At 63.2% G+C, this 19,641-nt stretch carries 16 protein-coding genes, 1 pseudogene and 1 riboswitch; of the genes and pseudogenes, 8 read left to right on the top strand and 9 right to left on the bottom strand.

Annotated features, from left to right (window positions below; translation table 11 throughout):
- Positions 1–16: 16 nt before the first annotated feature.
- From C266_RS13510 to imuA, 3 genes are read right to left on the bottom strand one after another with little or no spacing between them, the layout of a single operon-like run.
- Complete coding sequence (locus tag C266_RS13510) at positions 17–3,301, bottom strand: error-prone DNA polymerase (protein WP_010805906.1); 3,285 nt, start codon at positions 3,299–3,301, stop codon at positions 17–19.
- 20 nt (positions 3,302–3,321) lie between these two features.
- Entirely contained in the window at positions 3,322–4,863 is a 1,542-nt protein-coding gene (locus tag C266_RS13505) for a DNA polymerase Y family protein (RefSeq protein ID WP_010805905.1), read from the bottom strand.
- Positions 4,793–5,662, bottom strand: coding sequence for a translesion DNA synthesis-associated protein ImuA (imuA, locus tag C266_RS13500; RefSeq protein WP_010805904.1), 870 nt, complete (start codon positions 5,660–5,662; stop codon positions 4,793–4,795). The genes C266_RS13505 and imuA overlap by 71 nt, the downstream gene beginning before the upstream one ends.
- 147 nt (positions 5,663–5,809) lie before the next feature.
- Here imuA and C266_RS13495 point away from each other — a divergent pair, with 147 nt between their 5' ends.
- Entirely contained in the window at positions 5,810–7,120 is a 1,311-nt protein-coding gene (locus tag C266_RS13495) for an Nramp family divalent metal transporter (protein WP_010805903.1), read from the top strand.
- Positions 7,121–7,192: 72 nt separating this feature from the next.
- Here C266_RS13495 and C266_RS13490 read toward each other — a convergent pair whose 3' ends face one another.
- Positions 7,193–7,669, bottom strand: coding sequence for a nuclear transport factor 2 family protein (locus C266_RS13490; protein WP_010805902.1), 477 nt, complete (start codon positions 7,667–7,669; stop codon positions 7,193–7,195).
- A 295-nt stretch (positions 7,670–7,964) separates the two neighbouring features.
- Here C266_RS13490 and C266_RS13485 point away from each other — a divergent pair, with 295 nt between their 5' ends.
- The 4 genes from C266_RS13485 to C266_RS13470 all read left to right on the top strand — a co-directional run bounded on the left by C266_RS13485 (position 7,965) and on the right by C266_RS13470 (position 10,439).
- Positions 7,965–8,606 (top strand): CsgG/HfaB family protein, encoded by a 642-nt coding sequence (locus tag C266_RS13485; RefSeq protein ID WP_051126317.1) that lies wholly within the window; start codon positions 7,965–7,967, stop codon positions 8,604–8,606.
- Positions 8,607–8,726: 120 nt separating this feature from the next.
- A complete protein-coding gene (locus C266_RS13480) occupies positions 8,727–9,098 on the top strand; it encodes a DUF4810 domain-containing protein (protein ID WP_010805900.1) in 372 nt (123 codons plus the stop codon).
- The gene (locus tag C266_RS13475) at positions 9,095–9,760 is read left to right on the top strand and encodes a DUF799 domain-containing protein (protein ID WP_010805899.1); all 666 of its coding nucleotides are present in this window, start codon (positions 9,095–9,097) and stop codon (positions 9,758–9,760) included. The genes C266_RS13480 and C266_RS13475 overlap by 4 nt, the downstream gene beginning before the upstream one ends.
- A 214-nt stretch (positions 9,761–9,974) precedes the next feature.
- Positions 9,975–10,439 (top strand): DUF995 domain-containing protein, encoded by a 465-nt coding sequence (locus tag C266_RS13470; RefSeq protein WP_010805898.1) that lies wholly within the window; start codon positions 9,975–9,977, stop codon positions 10,437–10,439.
- 321 nt (positions 10,440–10,760) lie between these two features.
- Here the strand turns inward: C266_RS13470 and C266_RS26865 are convergent, their stop codons facing one another.
- The 4 genes and pseudogenes from C266_RS26865 to C266_RS13455 form a co-directional block, all read right to left on the bottom strand.
- Positions 10,761–10,901 carry a DUF3563 family protein gene (locus C266_RS26865; protein WP_010805897.1) on the bottom strand — a complete coding sequence of 47 codons (141 nt, stop codon included), beginning with the start codon at positions 10,899–10,901 and terminating at the stop codon, positions 10,761–10,763.
- 481 nt (positions 10,902–11,382) lie between these two features.
- Positions 11,383–11,769, bottom strand: a pseudogene (gene cueR / locus C266_RS13465) (Cu(I)-responsive transcriptional regulator); the annotation flags it as partial.
- A 7-nt stretch (positions 11,770–11,776) separates the two neighbouring features.
- A complete protein-coding gene (locus C266_RS13460; protein WP_081636286.1) occupies positions 11,777–12,583 on the bottom strand; it encodes an endonuclease/exonuclease/phosphatase family protein in 807 nt (268 codons plus the stop codon).
- A gap of 175 nt (positions 12,584–12,758) precedes the next feature.
- Positions 12,759–15,281 carry a heavy metal translocating P-type ATPase gene (locus C266_RS13455; RefSeq protein ID WP_010805894.1) on the bottom strand — a complete coding sequence of 841 codons (2,523 nt, stop codon included), beginning with the start codon at positions 15,279–15,281 and terminating at the stop codon, positions 12,759–12,761.
- A 271-nt stretch (positions 15,282–15,552) separates the two neighbouring features.
- On the opposite strand from C266_RS13455, the gene C266_RS13450 reads away from it, so the two are divergent.
- From C266_RS13450 to C266_RS13440, 3 genes are all read left to right on the top strand, one after another.
- Positions 15,553–15,753 (top strand): heavy-metal-associated domain-containing protein, encoded by a 201-nt coding sequence (locus C266_RS13450; protein ID WP_010805893.1) that lies wholly within the window; start codon positions 15,553–15,555, stop codon positions 15,751–15,753.
- A 219-nt stretch (positions 15,754–15,972) separates the two neighbouring features.
- Positions 15,973–16,152: riboswitch (FMN riboswitch) on the top strand.
- A 97-nt stretch (positions 16,153–16,249) separates the two neighbouring features.
- Complete coding sequence (ribB, locus tag C266_RS13445; protein ID WP_010805892.1) at positions 16,250–16,981, top strand: 3,4-dihydroxy-2-butanone-4-phosphate synthase; 732 nt, start codon at positions 16,250–16,252, stop codon at positions 16,979–16,981.
- A 138-nt stretch (positions 16,982–17,119) separates the two neighbouring features.
- The gene (locus tag C266_RS13440; protein WP_010805891.1) at positions 17,120–17,686 is read left to right on the top strand and encodes a PaaI family thioesterase; all 567 of its coding nucleotides are present in this window, start codon (positions 17,120–17,122) and stop codon (positions 17,684–17,686) included.
- Positions 17,687–17,806: 120 nt separating this feature from the next.
- On the opposite strand, the gene C266_RS13435 is transcribed toward C266_RS13440, so the two are convergent.
- The gene (locus C266_RS13435) at positions 17,807–19,594 is read right to left on the bottom strand and encodes a cation:proton antiporter (RefSeq protein WP_010805890.1); all 1,788 of its coding nucleotides are present in this window, start codon (positions 19,592–19,594) and stop codon (positions 17,807–17,809) included.
- Positions 19,595–19,641 lie beyond the last annotated feature (47 nt).

Genomic DNA, 19,641 nt, shown 5'->3' with positions numbered 1-19,641 from the left:
TCCTATCGACATCCCTTCAGTGAAAGTTCCGACTCGAGATGGCGAGTTCGCCTAGCATCGACGAGAGATCGACCAGGCGATGGGCGACCAGATGGGTCACACGCTCCTCGCGTTGCCAGACACCTTCCACGCCCAACAAGGACGACGCCAGCAACGCCTTGCGTTGCGTCTCGACCAGATCGGGCCAGACGATCACGTTGATGACGCCCGTCTCGTCTTCCAGCGATACGAAGACCGTGCCATTGGCCGTGCCCGGCCGCTGCCGTCCCGTCACGATGCCTACCGTGCGTACCCGGTGTCCGTTCACGCCCTCGGCCTGCAATTCCCTTGCCGTTCGTACCCGCATCCTCGTGAGCTTCTCCCGCAACAACAGCAGTGGGTGACGGCGCAGCGTCAGTCCCGTACTCGCGTAATCGGCCACGATGTCCTGCCCCTCGGGCATCGGCGGCAATGTCACCTGCTCATCGCGACTGCCCGGCACTGCGTCGCGCAGTGCCGTCGCCCCCAGCAGCGGCGTGGGCGGCTGCCATGCCGCAACCGTCCATCGCGCCTGACGCCGCCCGCCCAGCAATGCCGACAGCGCATCGGCGGCAGCGAGCGCGTCGAGATCCCGCCGCGACAATGCCGCCCGTGCCGTCAGATCGTCGATGTCGGTGAACGGCTGCTGCCGGCGCGCGCGCTCGATTGCCTTCGCGCCTTCGTCAGACAAGCCCCTGACCAACGACAGCCCCAGTCGCACCGCCGGCCTGCGGGCATCGCCGTACCGTCCGATGCGCGCCTCGGGACGCGACTCCACATCGCTCACGCAAACGTCGATTGCACGCACCTCGACGCGATGCCGCCGCGCATCCTGCACCAATTGCGACGCCGAATAGAACCCCATCGGCAAACTGTTGAGCAACCCGCACAGGAACATCTCCGGCGCATGGCATTTGAGCCATGCACTCGCGTAGGCGAGCAACGCGAAGCTCGCCGCATGACTCTCGGGAAAGCCGTACTCGCCAAAGCCCTCGATCTGCCGGCAGATCGCCTCGGCAAACTCACGCGGATAACCGTTCTTCAGCATCCCGCTGATGATGCGAGTCTGGAATTTCTCCAGCCCGCCCTTGCGCTTCCATGCGGCCATCGACCGGCGCAACTGATCGGCATCGCCCGGCGTGAAATCGGCGGCGATCATCGCGATCTGCATCACCTGCTCCTGAAAGATCGGCACGCCCAGCGTGCGCTCAAGCGCCTCCTTGATTTCCTCACGCGGATAAATCACATCCTCTTTGCCCTGCTTGCGACGCAGATACGGGTGCACCATGCCCCCCTGAATCGGCCCCGGCCGCACAATCGCCACTTCGATCACCAGATCGTAGAACTTGTCCGGCTTCAGGCGCGGCAACATGCTCATCTGCGCACGCGACTCGATCTGGAACACACCCACCGTGTCGGCGCGACGAATCATTCCGTACGTCGCCGGATCGTCTCGCGGAATGTCGGCCAGTTCCATCGGCACACCGCGCCATTCGCCAAGCAGATCGAGCGTACGGCGCAAGGCGCTCAGCATGCCGAGCGCCAGCACATCGACCTTGAGCAGCTTGAGCGTCTCGATATCGTCCTTGTCCCATTGAATGACGTAACGATCCTGCATCGCCGCCGGGGCGATCGGCACGAGCCGCGAGAGCCTGTCGCGCGAGATCACGAAGCCACCGACGTGCTGCGACAAATGCCGGGGAAAACCGATCAGCCGCGCCACCAGATCGGCCCATAACCGGGTAGTCGGCGCGTCGGGCGACAATCCCTGCGCCGCCATGCGCGCGAGCAGATTCTCACGGCCATCCCACCACTGCTGGCTCTGCGCAACCTGCTCGACGATCGACAGATCGATGCCCAGCGCTCTGCCCGTGTCGCGCACCGCACTGCGCATGCGGTACGAGATCACCGTCGCGGCAAGCGCCGCCCGGTCGGTGCCGTACTTCTTGTAGATGTACTGAATCACCTCTTCGCGCCGCTGATGCTCGAAGTCGACGTCGATATCGGGCGGCTCGTTGCGCTCCTTCGACAGGAAACGTCCGAACAGCAACTGCACTTCGTCGGGGTTGACCGCCGTAATGCCCAGGCAATAGCACACCGCTGAATTCGCCGCCGACCCGCGCCCCTGGCACAGAATGTTCTGGCTGCGCGCGTAACGCACAATATCGTAGACCGTCAGGAAATACGGCTCGTACTCGAGATCGCCAATGAGTGTGAGTTCGTCCTCGATGAGATTGCGCACCTTCAGCGGCAACCCATTCGGATAGCGTCGCTTCGCCCCCGCCTCGACTTCCTGACGCAGATACGTCACCGGTGTATGACCGGCAGGCACCAACTCCTCCGGATACTCGTAACGCAGACTGCGCAGCTCGAAATGGCACCGCGAGGCGATGGCCACCGTCTCGGCCAGCGTATCGGGGGGATACAACCACGCGAGCCGCAGCCGCGTGCGCAGATGCTGCTCGGCATTGGCCGCAAGCGAAAGCCCGCAAGCCTGCACCGGTCTGCCCAGCCCGATGGCGGTCAGCGTGTCCTGCAACGGTTTGCGCGAGCGCACATGCATGAGGACATGGCCGGTGGCGACAAGCGGCACACCGCACTCGGCGGAGATCGCGCGCAGACGCGCCAGATGCGCGTCTTCGTCGGCACGGTGACGGCGCTCCAGCGCCAGCCATACCCGTCCTTCGCCAAAGGTTTGCGCCGCCCAACGGGCCTGCGCCAGCGTGCGCTCGGGACTCGCATCGGCGTCCGGCACCAGAATCATCAGACACCCCGGCAGCCCCTGCAGGTGCGCTTGCCCGGTCGCCGGCGCGCTGAAGTCTCGTGCATGCAGACGATAACTGCGCTTCGGGCCGCGCATGCGACCGAGCGTAATCATCTCGGAGAGATTACCGTAGCCTTCGCGATGCTGCGCCAGCGCGACCAGATGGACAGTGCCGAGGGCATCCGGCGTGCTCTCCGGCGTCAGACGAAACTCACTGCCCACGATCAACGACACCGAGGGATGCTTCATCACCTCAGCCAGTGCGCGAACCACGCCGGCAAGCGAGCACTCGTCGGTAATCGCCAGCGCGGTGTAGCCCAGGTGCGCCGCGCGCGCGACCAACTCCTCCGCGTGCGACGCGCCGCGTTGAAACGAGAAATTCGACAGACAGTGCAGTTCGGCATACGCGGGCAGGCTGCCGTCGTCGGCCGCGCGCGAGTCCGCCGCATCGGCACTGTCGTCGTTGGCGGCCAGCCCTTCGGTCGGGCCTTGCCATGGCAGGAAATCGTCGGCATTCATAAGACAGGGGCTCCGTGGACTCAGCCGAACAAACCATGCAAATACCACGCGGCATCCGCCCCTTTCACGGGACGCTCACGAAACACCCACAGCAATGCCCCCTGGGTATCGGCCGCAATGAAGTAGTCGCGCGTAACAGTGCCCGGCTCCCACCAGCCCGCTTCGATACGCTCCGGGCCGCTCACCAGTTGCAACGGCCCCTGCCGCCACGGACGCTCCTGCTGCACGCTGAGCCGCTGCGGCGCATCGAGCAGCCACGCCGGACGCGGTGGCAACGGCCTCTCGCCATCCGGCAGATGACGGCTCGTACCGGACGTCGCACCATCGGCAGCAGGCGCCGCACGTACCGGCGCCCCGTACGGCACACTGACGAACGCCGCCTCGGGCCGATGATCGCCGCGCACCTGCAAACGCCTCACATGCTCGTCGCCTAGACGGGCCGCCACGCGTTCCATCAGTTGCACAAAATCCTGCCGGGCACGTCCTGGCTCGGGCAATAACGAGCCGCTTTGCGGCACATGCGGCGCCGTTTGCGTGATGTCGAGCCGCAAGGTCAGCACCGGGGCGATCAATGGCGAGCGGGCGAGCCGCTCCTTGCACAATGACAACAAATGCGCAGGCGCGGCACTCGCTTCGGCGAGACGGATATCGAAACGCGTCGGCGCCAGCGTTTGCCGCCCTAGCGGCTCATGCTCGAGCACCAATGTGAGTGCGCGCGTGGCCAGTTGTCCGGCGCAAAGCCACCCCGTGAGTTGCGCCAGCAGTCGGCGCAGGCCGAAGAGCAGCACGTCGATGTCATGGGTCAGCGATGGCAGCGGCAGCACCGCCTCGAAATGGGGCGGCGCGCGATACCAGTTCGGCGACTCCGGCGTTTCGCCATAGGCCCGGCAAAGCGCGGCAGGCAGATCGGCGCCACAACGGCGGCGCACGCCCGCCGAGGGCAACGCGCGTAATTCGCCCAACGTCGCACAACCGATTTGCGCGAGCCAGTCGAGCCACGGCTGCGCCTCGGCCAGTAACGTCACCGAAAGCGAATCGAGTTGTTGCGGGAGATCCGTCGAGGCAGGGGGCAACATCTGCCTCAGCAGCATTGGCATGACCGGCTCGCCGGACAACGCAAGAAGCGCCGCCGCGCTGGCCGTAGCGGCAATCCCCATCGACGCACGATGACCCAGCGCCTCGGCACTCTCGAGCACCTGCGCCGCCAGCGATGGCAAACCGCCGAACAAACGCAGACTTGGCGCCACGTCGATCAGCACGCATTGCGGCGAAGCGATGGCGACATCCGGACCGAAACGCAGCAATGCCAGCGCCAACGCTTCGAGCGCCACGGTCTCGGCCGCCTCGTCGCGATCGTGAAACCGCGCTTGCGGCAACAGCGCCAACACGCCCCCACGGCGCATGCCGGGTTGTACCCCCGCAGCCTGCGCCGCTTCACTCGCCTGCCAGACACGCGACTGTGCGAGCACGACCGTCGTGTCGGCCTGCGCGTCAGCCCGTGTGAGCAGAGAGGCGATCTCGAGCGCCAGACAGGGCAGATGCAGGGCGATCCAGCAAGCCATGCGAGACTCCGGAAGCAGAAACCAAAGACACCGTAGACGGTGCAAGCGAAGGGGCCCGATCGGGCCTGACGGGCATCGGCCTGTCGTCGTCGGCGCCCCCCGTGACCGGTTGCGGGGCACGGGTATAAGGTGCAGGCAACGTCAGCCAGAGCGGTTCGGTACGAGGCGGCCCGCGGCGCTTGTGAAACTGCACGCCGAGACGGCTCCCCTCAGCGACGGTAAGCCCCAGCCTCAGCGGTGCCGCCGAGGCCGTCGCGATGGCGGCCGGTCCGCGCATCACCCAGGCGAGCGTCTCGCCACCACCGGCCGCGACCTGAAGCCGCCGGATCTGCTCGGGCGTCGCCGCCGGAAGCCAGGTCAGCACAGCACCGCAGCACGCGCTTTTGAGCGCCTGCTCGGCGCACCAGAGCATGTCCCGATCCTCGGTCTTCATGCCTCGCCCGCCACGTGCCCCCGTCATCGGACGCGTCTGACGCGCCGGACGCATCACGACACTAAGCCAGCGCAGATCAATCCCCCACCCGGCCAGCGCCGGAGCATACGGCAGCATCGGCGGCGCAATCACCATCACCGGCTGCCCCGCCTGCGTGAGATCGCGCAACGCCGGTGCCAGCAGCCGCCATTCACCGATACCCGGACGCTCGCTCAACAATTCCGTCACCGCGCCATGCGGCCAGCCAGCGCCGGGCAATTCGGCGTCAAGCGCAGCAAAGCCAGTGGTGTGGCCAGCCCGGTGGCAACGCGCCAGCTCACTGGCACGCCACAGCCCGGCAGGCAAGGAGGAAAGCGGCAGGGTCATCTCGCACCCAAATACTGTATGAACGTACAGTATAGCAGTTCATACGCTATTTACGGGCTATCCGTGCCTCGCCTGCTGTCATGATCCGGCTTGCGATGGAGCGCCGCCCCGGCTAACGTTGACACCATTGGACGAATTCCCTCCCTCATGCCTCTGCCAACTACAGCCACTGCGCCTTTCTGTCCCTCCGAGGTCAAAGGCAGCATCGTCATCGACGCGCGCGAATCGCGCTGGATCAAACTCAAACGCTTCGCCGGCCCCGGACTACTCGTTGCGATCGGCTACATGGACCCTGGCAACTGGACGACGGATATCCAGGCCGGGTCGCAATTCGGTTACTCGTTACTCTGGGTGGTCGCACTCTCCAGCCTCTCGGCCATCTTTTTGCAGATGCTTGCCGCCCGGCTGGGGCTGGTCGCCGGACGCGACCTCGCGCAAGCCAGCTATGACCGCTACGGCCGCGCAGGACGCCTCGTGCAGTGGATCACCGCCGAGATCTCGATCATTGCCTGCGATATTGCCGAAGTCCTCGGCTGTGCGCTCGCATTCAAGTTGCTGCTGGGTGTGCCTATCGCCTGGGGCATTGTGCTCACCGCGCTCGACACGATGATCGTGCTCGGTCTGCAAGGCAAAGGCTTTCGTCAGATCGAGGCCATCGTCTTCGGGTTGATCGGCACGATGGCGTTCTGCTTCGTCGCGCAGGTGGCAATGGTGCCGCCCGACTGGCATGCCGTGGCGGCAGGCCTCGTGCCCGGCGCTCCCAGCCACGACCGGCGCGACGCCATCGTGCTCGCGCTCGGCATCGTCGGCGCCACGATCATGCCGCACAACCTGTACCTGCACTCCAGCGTCGTACAAACCCGGCGCGTGGTCGGCGGCAAACGCGGCGATGTGCGCGACACCCTCGCGATGGTCCGCATCGACACCTGGGTCTCGCTCGTGATCGCGATGGGCGTGAATGCGGCCATTCTGATGCTTGCCGGTGCGGCATTTCATGCCAGCGGCCAGACCAATGTCACCGATATCGAGCAGGCGTATCGGCTCATTACGCCGATTGCGGGCAGTGCGGCGGCGTTCCTGTTCGGCATCGCCCTGCTCGCGTCGGGGCAAAGCTCGACGCTCACCGGGACCATCGCCGGGCAGGTCATCATGGACGGTTTTCTGAAAATGAAGATCCCCTGCTATCAGCGCCGCCTGATAACCCGCGGGCTTGCGCTCGTGCCCGCGCTGATCGGCGTGCTGTGGCTTGGCGACGGCGCCGTCGGCAAGTTGCTCGTGTGGAGTCAGGTGCTGCTCAGCCTGCAACTGCCGTTCGCCATGTGGCCGCTCATCCGCTCGGTCAGCGACCCGCGCGTGATGAACGGCAACACCATCGGACGCCCCACGCAAGTGTTCGCGTGGGGCCTCTTCGCAGTCATTACCGCCACCAACCTGCTGTTGATCTTCGGACTGGATTGAGGCGACCGGTCTGGGCCGGGCGCACGGCGACACGACGTGCACGACGCCTGGCGGCCGCCGTCACGGTTCGTTCTACAAACCGAGATCGCTCAACCCCGGATGATCGTCGGGGCGGCGCCCCTGCGGCCAGAGAAACAGACGCTCGCCCTCGGTGATGCGCGAGTCGTTGATGCTAGCGTGGCGCTCGGCCATGAGTCCTTGCGCGTCGAACGCCCAGTTCTCGTTGCCATACGAACGGAACCAATTGCCCGAGTCGTCGCGCCATTCGTAAGCGAATCGCACCGCAATACGGTTCTCGGTGAACGCCCACAGTTCCTTGATGAGCCGATAGTCGAGTTCGCGTTGCCATTTGCGCGTCAGGAATTCGACGATCTGGTCGCGACCGCGCGGAAACTCGGCACGATTGCGCCAGCGGCTGTCGACGGTATAGGCCAACGCAACCCGCGCAGGATCGCGCGAATTCCAACCGTCTTCGGCCATGCGAACTTTCTGAATTGCAGTCTCACGCGTGAATGGCGGAAACGGCGGGCGAGCTTCATTGTCGGCCATGACAACTCCTGTCAAAAACATGAGGGGAACGCCGGTCGAGTGTATCGCCAAGCGCCCCGCGCTGCTTATCGCAGAGAGCGTACGCACCGTGTTTCGGTGTGCCAACACGCCAAAAACGCGTGCTAATATCAGCCCCCCTTACCCGAAATTACAAGAGCAAAGCATCGCAAATCGGTAAGGGATCAGATGCCCGCGACAAGTCGACGTCACCACGCGTCGCCTGCCGGGTCAAAACACATACAGGGGTATCACCGTGCAGAAAAGCAAGTCCAGCATTGCGCTGCTCAGCGCCGCCATGGTCGCCGTCGGCGTGCTTGGCGGTTGCGCCACCGAAAGCTCGCGCACCATGCAAGTCGCCAAGGTGGAAAGTGCCAGCCGTCCGTACGTGGGTGTACGCACGCCTATCGCTGTCGGCAAATTCGATAACCGTTCCGCTTACATGCGTGGCGTTTTTTCCGATAACGTCGACCGACTTGGCAGCCAGGCCAAAACGATCCTGATCACCCATCTGCAACAAACCAATCGCTTCAACGTGCTCGACCGCGACAACATGGCCGAGATCCGTCAGGAAGCCGATATCAAGAAGACTCAGCAGACGCTCAAGGGCGCCGACTACGTGATCACCGGCGACGTCGTCGAGTTCGGCCGCAAGGAAGTGGGCGACAAGCAACTCTTCGGCATTCTGGGCCGTGGCCGCGAGCAGATCGCTTATGCCAAGGTCAATCTGAACGTGGTCGATATCGCCACGTCGGAAGTCGTCTACTCGAGCGGTGGTGCGGGCGAGTTCGCCCTGTCGAATCGCGAAGTGATCGGCTTCGGCGGCACCGCTGGCTACGACTCGACGCTCAACGGCAAGGTCCTCGACCTCGCGATGCGCGAAGCCGTCAACAATCTGGTCGCCGGTATCGAAAGCGGTGCCTGGAAGCCGGGCAAGTAAGCCAGCCAACTCACTTTTTCAGCATGCCGCAGGTGCGTCGCGCGTAATGCGCTTTGCCTCGCACATCAGTGCAGGCTTGCGCTCGCCCGCCGCGACATGCGTGTCAGGATCTCTATCGCCATGAATCGCAAGTTCTCATCCGGCCGCGCCGCCGTGGCGGCCATCATCGGTGGTGCACTGCTCACGGGCTGCGCCACCCCGCCCAAGCCCCTGTACGACTGGGAAAGCTACCAGCCGCAAGTCTACGAATACTTCAAGGGCGAATCGAAGGAGGCCCAGATCATCGTGCTCGAGCGCGACCTCGAGAAAATCAAGGCCGCCAATAACGCCGCGCCCCCTGGCTTTCATGCTCACCTCGGTCTGCTCTACGCCTCTGTGGGCAAGTCCGACAAGATGGTCGAGGAATTCCAGACCGAGAAGCAGTTGTTCCCCGAATCGGCCGGTTACATCGACTTTCTTCTCAAGAACAAGACCCCGGAGGCCAAGCAATGATCGCGCGACTCTGTAAATGGATGACGGTAGCGGCACTGGCCGCCGTGATGACGGGTTGCGCGGTGCATCAAGCCAAACCGTACGACTACACCGCGTTCAAGGAAAGCAAGCCGAAGTCGATTCTGGTGCTGCCGCCGCTGAACGAATCGCCTGACATCGATGCGACCTACAGCGTGCTGTCGCAGGTTACGGTGCCGCTGGGCGAAGCTGGCTACTACGTGATGCCGGTAGCATTGGTCGATGAGTCGTTCCGTCAGAACGGCCTGACCGTCGCCGGCGACATCCATCAGGTGAGCCCGGCCAAGCTGCGCGAAATCTTCGGCGCCGACGCTGCGCTCTATCTCAAGATCACGCAGTACGGCACGAAGTACATGGTGCTCGACAGCGCTACGGTGGTGACCGTCTCGGCCGAACTCATCGATCTTCGCAACGGCGCCAAGTTGTGGAGCGGCGCGGCCAGCGCGTCGAACAACGAAGGCAACAACAATAGCGGTGGCGGCCTGATCGGCATGCTGGTCACGGCGGCGGTCAAGCAGATCGTCAACAGCGTGTCGAACGCCGGCTACACAGTCGCCGGCACGGCCAATGCGCGCCTGCTGTCAGCGGGTCGCGCCAACGGCCTGCTCTACGGCCCGCGCTCGCCGAAGTACGGCACCGACTGAGGTCGGTTCCCATACCCCGGACATGCGGTCGTCGCTTGATCGTGTGTCCGGGGTGCGCCGACTGTGCAGACCGCGGCACGTCGCCTATAGTGGTAACGCATCACGAAGCAAAACCCGGACCGATAGCTACACCGTGCCCCGAGCACGGGACGATAACGCCTGACGACGCATGCGCACGCGTCGGGCGTCAATCAAGCTACGTCCAGGAGTCATCATGTTTCCCCGCTTTGCTTCCCCCATCATCGCCTTCGTCGCCAGCGGCCTGCTCGCCCTGTCGACATTCGTATACGCCGACCCGATGCGTCTGTCCGACCTCAAGGACGCCAACGGCCAGCAACTCAGCGTTGACGACTTGCGTTTGCTGATGCCCGGCGCACATATCACCAACGTCATCAACAACGGCAGTACGCGCAAGTGGATCAACGAGACCAATGGCACGCTCAATGCCACGAGTGATAACAAGGGCAATCTCGGATCGGGGGGACGCCTGGTCCAGGTCGCCCACGCCACCGGCACCTGGTCGGTCAACGACAATGGATCGTATTGCGTGAACCTGGAATGGCGGGCGCTCACCGAGAATTGGTGCCGCTTCATGTTCAAGGTTGCTGACAAGTACTACGGCGTGACGTCGCTCGCCAACGGGGCCGCGATCGCCACCGAGTTCACCATTGAGAAGTAAACAGTGGCCCCGCCGATGAAAAACGCCCCGGTACGGCAGTCAGACCGGGGCGCGACCGCCGACTTCGTTTTCCGTCGTCATCGTCAAGAGGGATGCTTGGCGTTGCATTCGCCCCCATGTGCCGCGTAAACGACAAAGCCCGCCAAAATGGCGGGCTTACGCGAGCCAATCCTTGGAAACCGCAGGGATTGGCATCCGGACTTACGGTTGGGCGCCGTCGCACGTCATCACATCGATGACGGGAATCGCCCAGTGTGACGATCGACTTGCCTGATTGCGCCAGCGACGACCGTTCGTCCGGAACGACTTGCTACAGACAGCTTAGAAACCGGCGGTTTCCAGCGTGCGGATACGTTGTTCCAACTCAATGATGTCCTTCGACTCAGCCAGGAACGCTTCACGACGACGGCGTTCAGCAGTTTCGAACCAAGTATTCACGACTTCAAACAGGGCGGCAAACATGGTGTTTCTCCAATTTATTTAGTGTGCTGCATCGCAGCAGTGCTTCGCATTATATAGGGTTTTCCATTTAAGGGTTATACCCTATATAGAAAAATCACGAAAAATCTGCTAGAAGCATGTTTCGAATGCAGTTAATTCCAAATAAATTTCATAAAAATCAATAACTTAAACAACATTCAGCGCAACACAACACCTCGCTGCGGCGCACTGTCGCAGGGACAGAAAAAAATACGGAAAATAAAAAAGCGCCGCTACCGCGGCGCGTCATGCTGGATTCTGGACGCCAGTGAATGGCAGCCCATGCCATTTATCCCTGAGGAATCTGACGGGCCTGAGCGTCGCCGTCACCGACCGGGCTATCCGTTGGGGCAGCGGGTTCGACGGCCGCAGCCTTCGATGCAGTGGCTTTCTGCGCAGGACTACAGGACGTCATCGGACTAGCGGAACACTCTGTCTTGGCGCCCGGATTGCCGGGAAGCGCCGCGGCAGCAATGCCTTCCAGTATCGGGCAATCGGGGCGGTCATCGCCGTGGCAATGCATAGCGAGATGCGAAAGTGTGTCTCGCATGGCCACCAGTTCGCCAATGCGCTGGTTGAGTTCGTCGACATGAGATTGGGCAAGCGCTTTCACCTGCGCGCTGGAACGGCCGCGATCCTGCCAAAGTGCCAGCAACTGGCGGATCTGGTCAATCCCGAAACCCAATCGTCTCGACTGGCGAATGAACCGAAGCAGATGAAGATCCTGCTCGCCGTATCGCCGGTAACCTGCCTCGGAGCGAGGGCTCGGAGGCATCAGGCCGATACTCTCGTAGTACCGGATCATCTTGGCCGTCACGCCGCTGGCCTGTGCCGCTTGTCCGATGTTCATGACTGCCTCACTGGGGGGAACGAGGGTTGAACGACGGGGTGGAGGAACCGTTCATCGCCTTGTCGTCACCTGACAGCACAAGCCGGGCGCTGATAGGCGCGTGATCGGAAATCCGTGACCAGGGACGCCCGCGCAAGACCTGCGCCCCTTCGATATGAAAGCCGCGTGCATAAATGCGGTCAAGTCGCAAAAGCGGCAATCCACTCGGAAAACTACGTGCAGGACGCCCCACACTGTTCTGAAACACCTCGGTCAGCGCCAGCTTTTCCGCCAGCAACCGATCCGCCTGATTGCTCCAATCGTTGAAGTCGCCCGCGATAATCAACGGCGCATCGGCGGGAATGGCATCGGCAACGCGCTCCGCGAGCATCTCGAACTGGCGTCGGCGGCCGCGACCTGCCAGCGACAAATGCACACACAGGCAATGCAGCGGCTGCTTCAGCCCCGGCACGGCAATCTCGCAATGAAGCATGCCGCGCTTCTCAAAACTATAGGTCGTGATGTCGTGGTTGTCCGATCGGACGATCGGATAACGACTCAGAATCGCGTTGCCATGATGCCCGTGCTCGTAGACGACATTGCGTCCATAAGCGTGATCGAGCCACATACCTTGCGCCAGAAACTCGTGTTGCGGCTGTACCGGCCAATTACTGTGGCGCACGGCATGCCGCTGGTGCATACCCTGCACCTCCTGAAGAAAAACAAGATCCGGTGCAAGCCCCTCCAACCCTGCGCGCAATTCGTGAACACGCAAACGGTTGAATACGGAAAACCCCTTGTGGATGTTGTAACTCGCGATATGCAGACTATTCATATTCGGCAGCATTAACCCCGCGCCAAAAGACAGACGATATCAGCTAGATGATGTCGCTTTCGACGATTTTCAAGCCAGATGGAAATCCGGGCGAAACGCCGGCAGAACCTTCTCCGCGCCTCACCCATGATCGTTTCATTATGCGCCGTTCACCTTGTGCCGGGGCAAACCACCCTCAGGCGCCAGCGCGACGGGCCTCGCCAATACCCCTGACAGCGCTCGCATTGACCTCTTGCACCACTGGGCGCCACCGGCGCAGCAGCAGCGCATTGCTCACCACACTGAAACTGCTGAGCGCCATCGCCGCACCGGCGATCACCGGATTCAACAGACCGAAGGCCGCCAGCGGAATGCCGATCACGTTGTACGCGAAGGCCCAGAACAGGTTCTGACGGATCTTCGACCACGTACGACGGGAGACATCGATAGCATCGGCAACTCGCAGCGGATCGCCGCGCATCAGCGTGATGCCCGCCGTCTGCATCGCGACATCGGTACCAGACCCCATCGCGATTCCAACATCGGCTGCGGCGAGTGCCGGGGCGTCGTTGATGCCGTCGCCAACCATGGCTACGACCACACCGTTGCGCTTGAGTTGCGCAATCACCTCCGCTTTGCGCTCCGGCAGCACGTCTGCATGAACCTCATCGAGTCCCAACGCCTCGGCCACGGCCTTGGCACTCCCCGCGTTGTCTCCCGTGATCATCACGCAGCGCACCCCCAGGGCGTGCAATCGGTCGATGGCCGGGCGCGCCGTAACTTTGATCGTATCGCCAAACGCGAGCAGCCCGAGCAACCGCGCCGCACCGGCGTTAGTGCTCTCGTCGCCGGTCTCCACCAGCCACGAGACGGTACGCCCCTCTGCCGCCAGACGCTTGGCCTCCCCGGCCAGCGCTGCCTGCGAGATGCCCAGTTCGTCGAGCAACCGGGCATTGCCCAATTGCAGCCGATGGACACCGCGCAGTTCGCCCACCCCACTCACGTCGCCCGCGTCCTCGACACGCGCGCGCATCCCTCTGCCAGGCAACGCGGCAATCTCGGAAGCCACTGGTATTGCCGAGGTCAGCCCGGCCTCCTCTGCCGCCGTCATCACCGCCTTCGCCAGCGGATGCGAACTCCCCGACTGCACCGCAGCGGCCCAGCGCAACAACGTCTCGGCGCTCGTGCCCGGCGCAGGCAGATGGGCCACCAGTCGCGGTTTGCCTTCGGTCAGCGTCCCTGTCTTGTCGAAAGCAACGACACCGATACGGTGTGCCAGTTCGAGCGCTTCGGCATCCTTGATGAGAATGCCATGCCGCGCTGCCGCGCCCGTGCCCACCATGATCGCGGCAGGCGTTGCCAGCCCCAGCGCGCACGGGCAAGCGATGACCAGCACCGCCACCGCATTGAGTAGCGCCGCCTCGAGGCCGATACCCAGCATCCAGCCAACGACGACCGTGGCAATCGCAATAAGCACGACCACCGGTACAAAGACCGCAGCCACCCGGTCAACGGCACGTTGAATCGGTGCCTTGCCGGCCTGCGCATCTTCGACCATGCGAATGATACGGGCCAGTGCCGTATCGGCGCCGACAGCCGTCGTCTCCACCCGCAGCGTCCCGGCCCCATTGATCGAGCCACCGACAACTTTGTCACCGGCCGCTTTGTCGATGGGCAACGGCTCGCCGGTCAGCAACGATTCGTCGAGTTGGCTGGCGCCGTCACGAATCTCGCCGTCCACCGGCACACGCTCACCGGCACGCACCACGACCCAGTCACCCACTTTCACTTGCCCCAACGGCACCGTGACCTCATTCGCCGCACCGTGCGGGTCTCGCAGCACCTGCGCCGTCTCCGGACGCAACGCCGCAAGCGCGCGAATCGCTTCCACGGTACGGCGCTTTGCCCGCGCTTCGAGCCACTTGCCGAGCAGCACCAGCGTAATGACAACAGCCGCTGCTTCGAAATACAGATGCGGCATGCCGCCCGCAGGCGCGCGCCACCATTCGTACAAGCTCAGACCGTAGGCCGCAGACGTGCCCAAGGCCACCAGCAAATCCATATTGCCGCTACCCGCGCGCACCGCCTTGTAACCTGCCCGATAGAACCGCGCACCGAGCCAGAACTGCACCGGGGTGGCGAGCAGCCACTGCAGCCACGCCGGTGGCATCAGATGAATGCCGAACGGCTCGAGCAACATCGGCAACAGCAACGGCAGCGATAGCACCGCCGCCACGGCCACCGGCCACCACGCTGGGCCTTCCTTCGACGTCGCAGCCTGCGCCGGGTCCGTCACCTGCGATGCTTCGTATCCTGCCTTCTCGACGGCCGCAGTGAGCGCAGCTACGTCGACAACCCCGCGAACGCCGCGCACAGCAGCGCGTTCCGTCGCCAGATTGACGTTGGCTTCGACTACGCCCGGCACGTTCCGAAGCGCTTTTTCCACACGCCCCGCGCACGAGGCACAGGTCATGCCGCCAATCGCAAACTCGAAGGATTGCTCTGCAATTTGATACCCCGCGTCGCTCACGGCCGTCTCGACCGCACCGAGCAACGCCGCCGGGGTTACGTCGGGCGCGGCCTCCACGGCCGCCGTCTCGGTCGCAAGATTCACGTTGGCACGGGCCACGCCCGGCGCACGCCGCAACGCCTTCTCGACCCGGGTCACACACGAAGCACAGGTCATGCCCTCAATACCGACCAACCAGTTCTGATTCATCTCAGGATCTCCAGGAAGACTGTCATCATGTGTCACACCATAATCCTTGCCATGACAGGAAGGTCAAGTGGCTCGCGTCAACATGTCGCAGCCTTCACCATGACAGCCTCGCTAACCCTCACGATAGCGCGCCCGGAGCCGCCCAGGTTTGGGCAGCGTCTGAGCGATCGCCCGAATCCCCTGAAAAAAGCGCTTGAGCTTCCCGCTGTAGGAAGGTCTATCATCGATTTGTCTGATCAGTGCCACCCAAACCTCTTTCAAGGAGTCGAACATGCAAGTGCAAGTCGAAGGTATGAGCTGCGGTCATTGCGTCAAAACCGTCACGCGGGCAATCACCGAGCGCGACGCTGCGGCCAAGGTCAACGTAGATCTGAGCGCGGGTCGCGTGGACGTCGAAAGCCGCCTCTCGCCGGCTGAAGTCAGCGCCGCCATCACCGACGCAGGTTACACGGTGAAAGGCACCGCGGCCTGAGCGTCGTCCGGCAGGTCAGATGCCGCAAACCTCACTCGACGTTGCGGCATCTGGCGCCCCCACTGCCAGCGAATCGTCCGGTCCTGCCCCGTTCCACAATCCCACGCGCGCCGCGTAGTCTTCCCTGCAAACCCGCGACACCTTGTGCTACGCTCTTTCTCGCCGAATACGCTCGGACGCCACGCGATAAGTCACCGCGCGGCGCTGCGCGTGCGGCATACACGTCTTCAGGGCGGGGTGAAAATCCCCACCGGCGGTATGTGACACCGCGCAGCGGAAGCTGCGTTCGTCATGAGCCCGCGAGCGCTTGCCACCGTCGCTTTCGTGACACCGGCAGGGTCAGCAGATCTGGTGCGAAGCCAGAGCCGACGGTCATAGTCCGGATGAGAGAAGATGCGTCGATACCCGCGTGCCATGGGATGCGATTCCATGGCGACGTCCGTTCGCATGCCCCGAAAACGTTTTTCGCCCGATTGACTTACGCGAGGAGCGTTTCATGTCCGTTACCACCAGTACGACCCAAGCTGCACCGCAAGACACCGTATCGGCCCCTACGCCAGGCACAGCCGACGATCTGCATGCCTACCCGGCATTCACCCACCTGCCGCCCGTCGAAGTCCGTCTGGCCGCCTCGCTCCAGGCGATGCGCGAAGGCCGCCCAGTCATTCTGATGGACGATCTCGACCGAGAGAACGAGGCCGACCTGATCGTCGCCGCCGAGAAAATCACCCCGGCCACCATGGCCATGCTGATTCGCGAGTGCAGCGGCATCGTCTGTCTGTGTCTGCCTGACGAGACCCTGCGTCGTCTTGATCTGCCGCCAATGGTCGAGCAAAACCAGAGCCGTTACGGCACGGCGTTCACTGTGACCATCGAGGCTCGCCAAGGCGTGAGCACAGGCGTGTCCGCCGCCGACCGCGTGACCACGATTCGTGCCGCGATTGCCGATGACGCCCAGCCCTCCGACCTGTCTCGCCCAGGCCACGTCTTCCCGCTGCGTGCGCAGCCGGGCGGTGTGCTCACACGCCGGGGCCATACGGAAGGCTCAGTCGATCTGGCGATTCTCGCCGGTCTGAAACCCGCCGCCGTGCTGTGCGAGTTGATGAATCCGGACGGGACGATGACGCGTGGTGCAGACATCGAACGCTTCGCCGAGCAACACGGTCTGCCGATCCTGACCATCGACGAGTTGGCCAACTATCGCCTCAGCCACGCGCAAGCGGCCTGAGCCTGTCTGAGCCAGCGTGGAGGGCGCTCCGGCGCCCTCGCCTCGACGCTTCCCTCTAACGCGGAATGCCCCAACGCCCCCCGCGACTTCTATAATCGGGCATATCGCTAGCATTATAAAAGTAACGAGGAAGACACCATGAATACCCGAGCGGATGCTGCCACCGTACTGGCGCAGTGGGAAGCCGACGAAGCCGCCGTGCGTGAACGGATCGCCCGCAATGGCCCCTTGCGTTACGGTGTGGCAACGCCGTCCGACGTGATCGGTCTGACCGGTCAGGAAATGTTTCAGGCGATGTTCGACGGCAAGCTGCCGATGCCGCCGATCAGCGAGACGCTCGGCTTCATCGCCATTGAGGTCGCGAGCGGCCGCGCCGTCTTTCAAGGCCGCCCGGCGTTGCCGTATTACAACCCGCTCGGCTCCGTCCACGGCGGCTGGTACGCCACCCTGCTGGATTCCGCCGTCGCTTGCGCAGTGCATTCGACGCTACCCGCCGGACGCAGCTACACCACGCTCGAACTCAAAACCAACATGGTTCGCGCGCTCACGCGCGACGTCCCCTGCGTGCGTGCCGAAGGCAACATCGTTCAGGTCGGACGCCAGGTCGGTATCGCCGAAGGCCGCATCGTCGGCCCGGACGGCACACTGTACGCACACGCCACGACCACCTGTCTGATCTTCGATTTTCCGCCCCGCAAGACCTAGGCAAGCGCAGCGCGGTCAAATAAAAAAGCCCGCCGGGGGTAATCCCGGCGGGCTTTTCATTGCACTTGCCCCGCGCTTGCCCCACACCCGACACGCTATCGCGGCGAGCGTGGGCCCCAATCAATGCGACGACGGACCGCCACCTTGCTGCTCACTGTCGGGCTGGTGTTCGAGCGTCTCTTTGAGGGCGATCTGGAGCTTGGCGTGCATGCGCACGAACCAACTGCGCATCACGATGGCCAGCACCACCGTGCCCGCGACGATCAACGCGATCATTTCCGTCGACGGCAAAATGCTTGCCGACAAAGCCGCTACCAGCAGGATCACCCCAACCATGGCGGCAATCGGCAGGATCTCGGCCACCACGCGGCGCACCTGAAGCGTATACCGGCCGGTCAGGCTCGGCGGCACCGACAACTCGACGAGCAACAGCGAGAGCGACTTGAGCTTGCGGTACACCGCAATCAGGAACGGCAGCGACAGCACCAGCGCCGCCCCCCACACCACGGCACTTTGCAGGCTCGGGTCGCGCACCCAGGGCGACATCAGGTCGGCCAGCCGACGGTAGAAGAACGCGCCACCGAGGAAGATCGTGACGACCAGCGCCAGATTGATGGCAACGCTCACCACGATACGCCGCACGATCGTGACGAGCGCAGCACTGTCACCGGTCAGTTGAATGCTCTGCAGCCACTGCGTGTACTGCCCCAACACGTAGGACAGACGTCCCGGCATCGCCCGGCCAAGCCATCCCGTCACCGGATCGGCGCTCTTGATCAGATACGGCGTGAGCAGCGTCGTGATGACCGACACGGCCACGGCAATCGGATAAAGGAAGTCGCTCGTCACCTTGAGCGAAAGTCCGAGCGACGCGATGATGAACGAGAACTCTCCGATTTGCGACAGGCCCATGCCCACACGCATCGACGTACGCCCATCCTGCCCGGAGAGGTACGCTCCCAGACCGCACGACACGATCTTGCCGATCACCACCGCCAGGGTGATGACCAGAATCGGCCAAATGTATGTGACGAGGACATGCGGGTCGAGCAACAGGCCGATGGTGACGAAGAACACGGCGCTGAACATGTCGCGCAGCGGTGCAACCAGCCGCTCGATCGTATGCAGCTCACGCGCCTCGGCCATGATGGCGCCGATCAGGAACGCACCGAGCGCCACGCTGTAACCCATCTGGATGACCAGCAGGCAGAAGCCGAAGCACAGACCCAGCACGACGATCAACAGCATTTCGTCGCTCTTGAACTTCGCCACGTACGCGAGAATGCGCGGCACGAGCAGAATGCCCACGACGAGTGACACCACCATGAACAGCAGCAGCTTGCCCAGCGTAAAGGTGGCTTCACCGGCATCGACCGAGCCGCTGATGGCAATGCCCGAGAGCAGCGCGATCATGCCGATGGCGAGCACGTCTTCCACGATGAGCACGCCGAAGATGAGCTGGGCGAAACGCTCGCGCTTCATGCCGAGTTCGTCGAGCGCCTTCACGATGATGGTGGTCGACGAGACGGCGAGCATCGCGCCGAGGAAGATCGAGTCCATCGCCTTCCAGCCGAAGAATCGTCCGATCTCGTAGCCCAGCCAGAGCATCAGTACGATCTCGGTGATCGCGGCCACGAATGCCGTCACGCCAACCCGCGCGAGCTTGCGCAAGCTGAACTCCAGCCCCAGCGAGAACATCAGGAACACAACACCGAGTTCGGCCAGGATGCCGATGGTCTTCTCATCATGTATCAATGCGAACGGCGGCGTATACGGGCCGATGATCACACCCGCCACGATATAGCCGAGCACGACCGGCTGCCGGAACCGGTTGAAGATGACTGTCACGATGCCCGCCAGCAGCATGATGACGGCCAGATCCTGAATGAAGTCGATGGCGTGATGCATCCGATACGTTCTCCCCGCGGCGTTTTACGCCGATATTGCTGTTCTTG

The organism is Pandoraea sp. SD6-2, assembly GCF_000389825.1.
Classification (GTDB): Bacteria; Pseudomonadota; Gammaproteobacteria; order Burkholderiales; family Burkholderiaceae; genus Pandoraea; species Pandoraea communis.
This window is presented reverse-complemented; position numbering and strand designations above follow the sequence as displayed.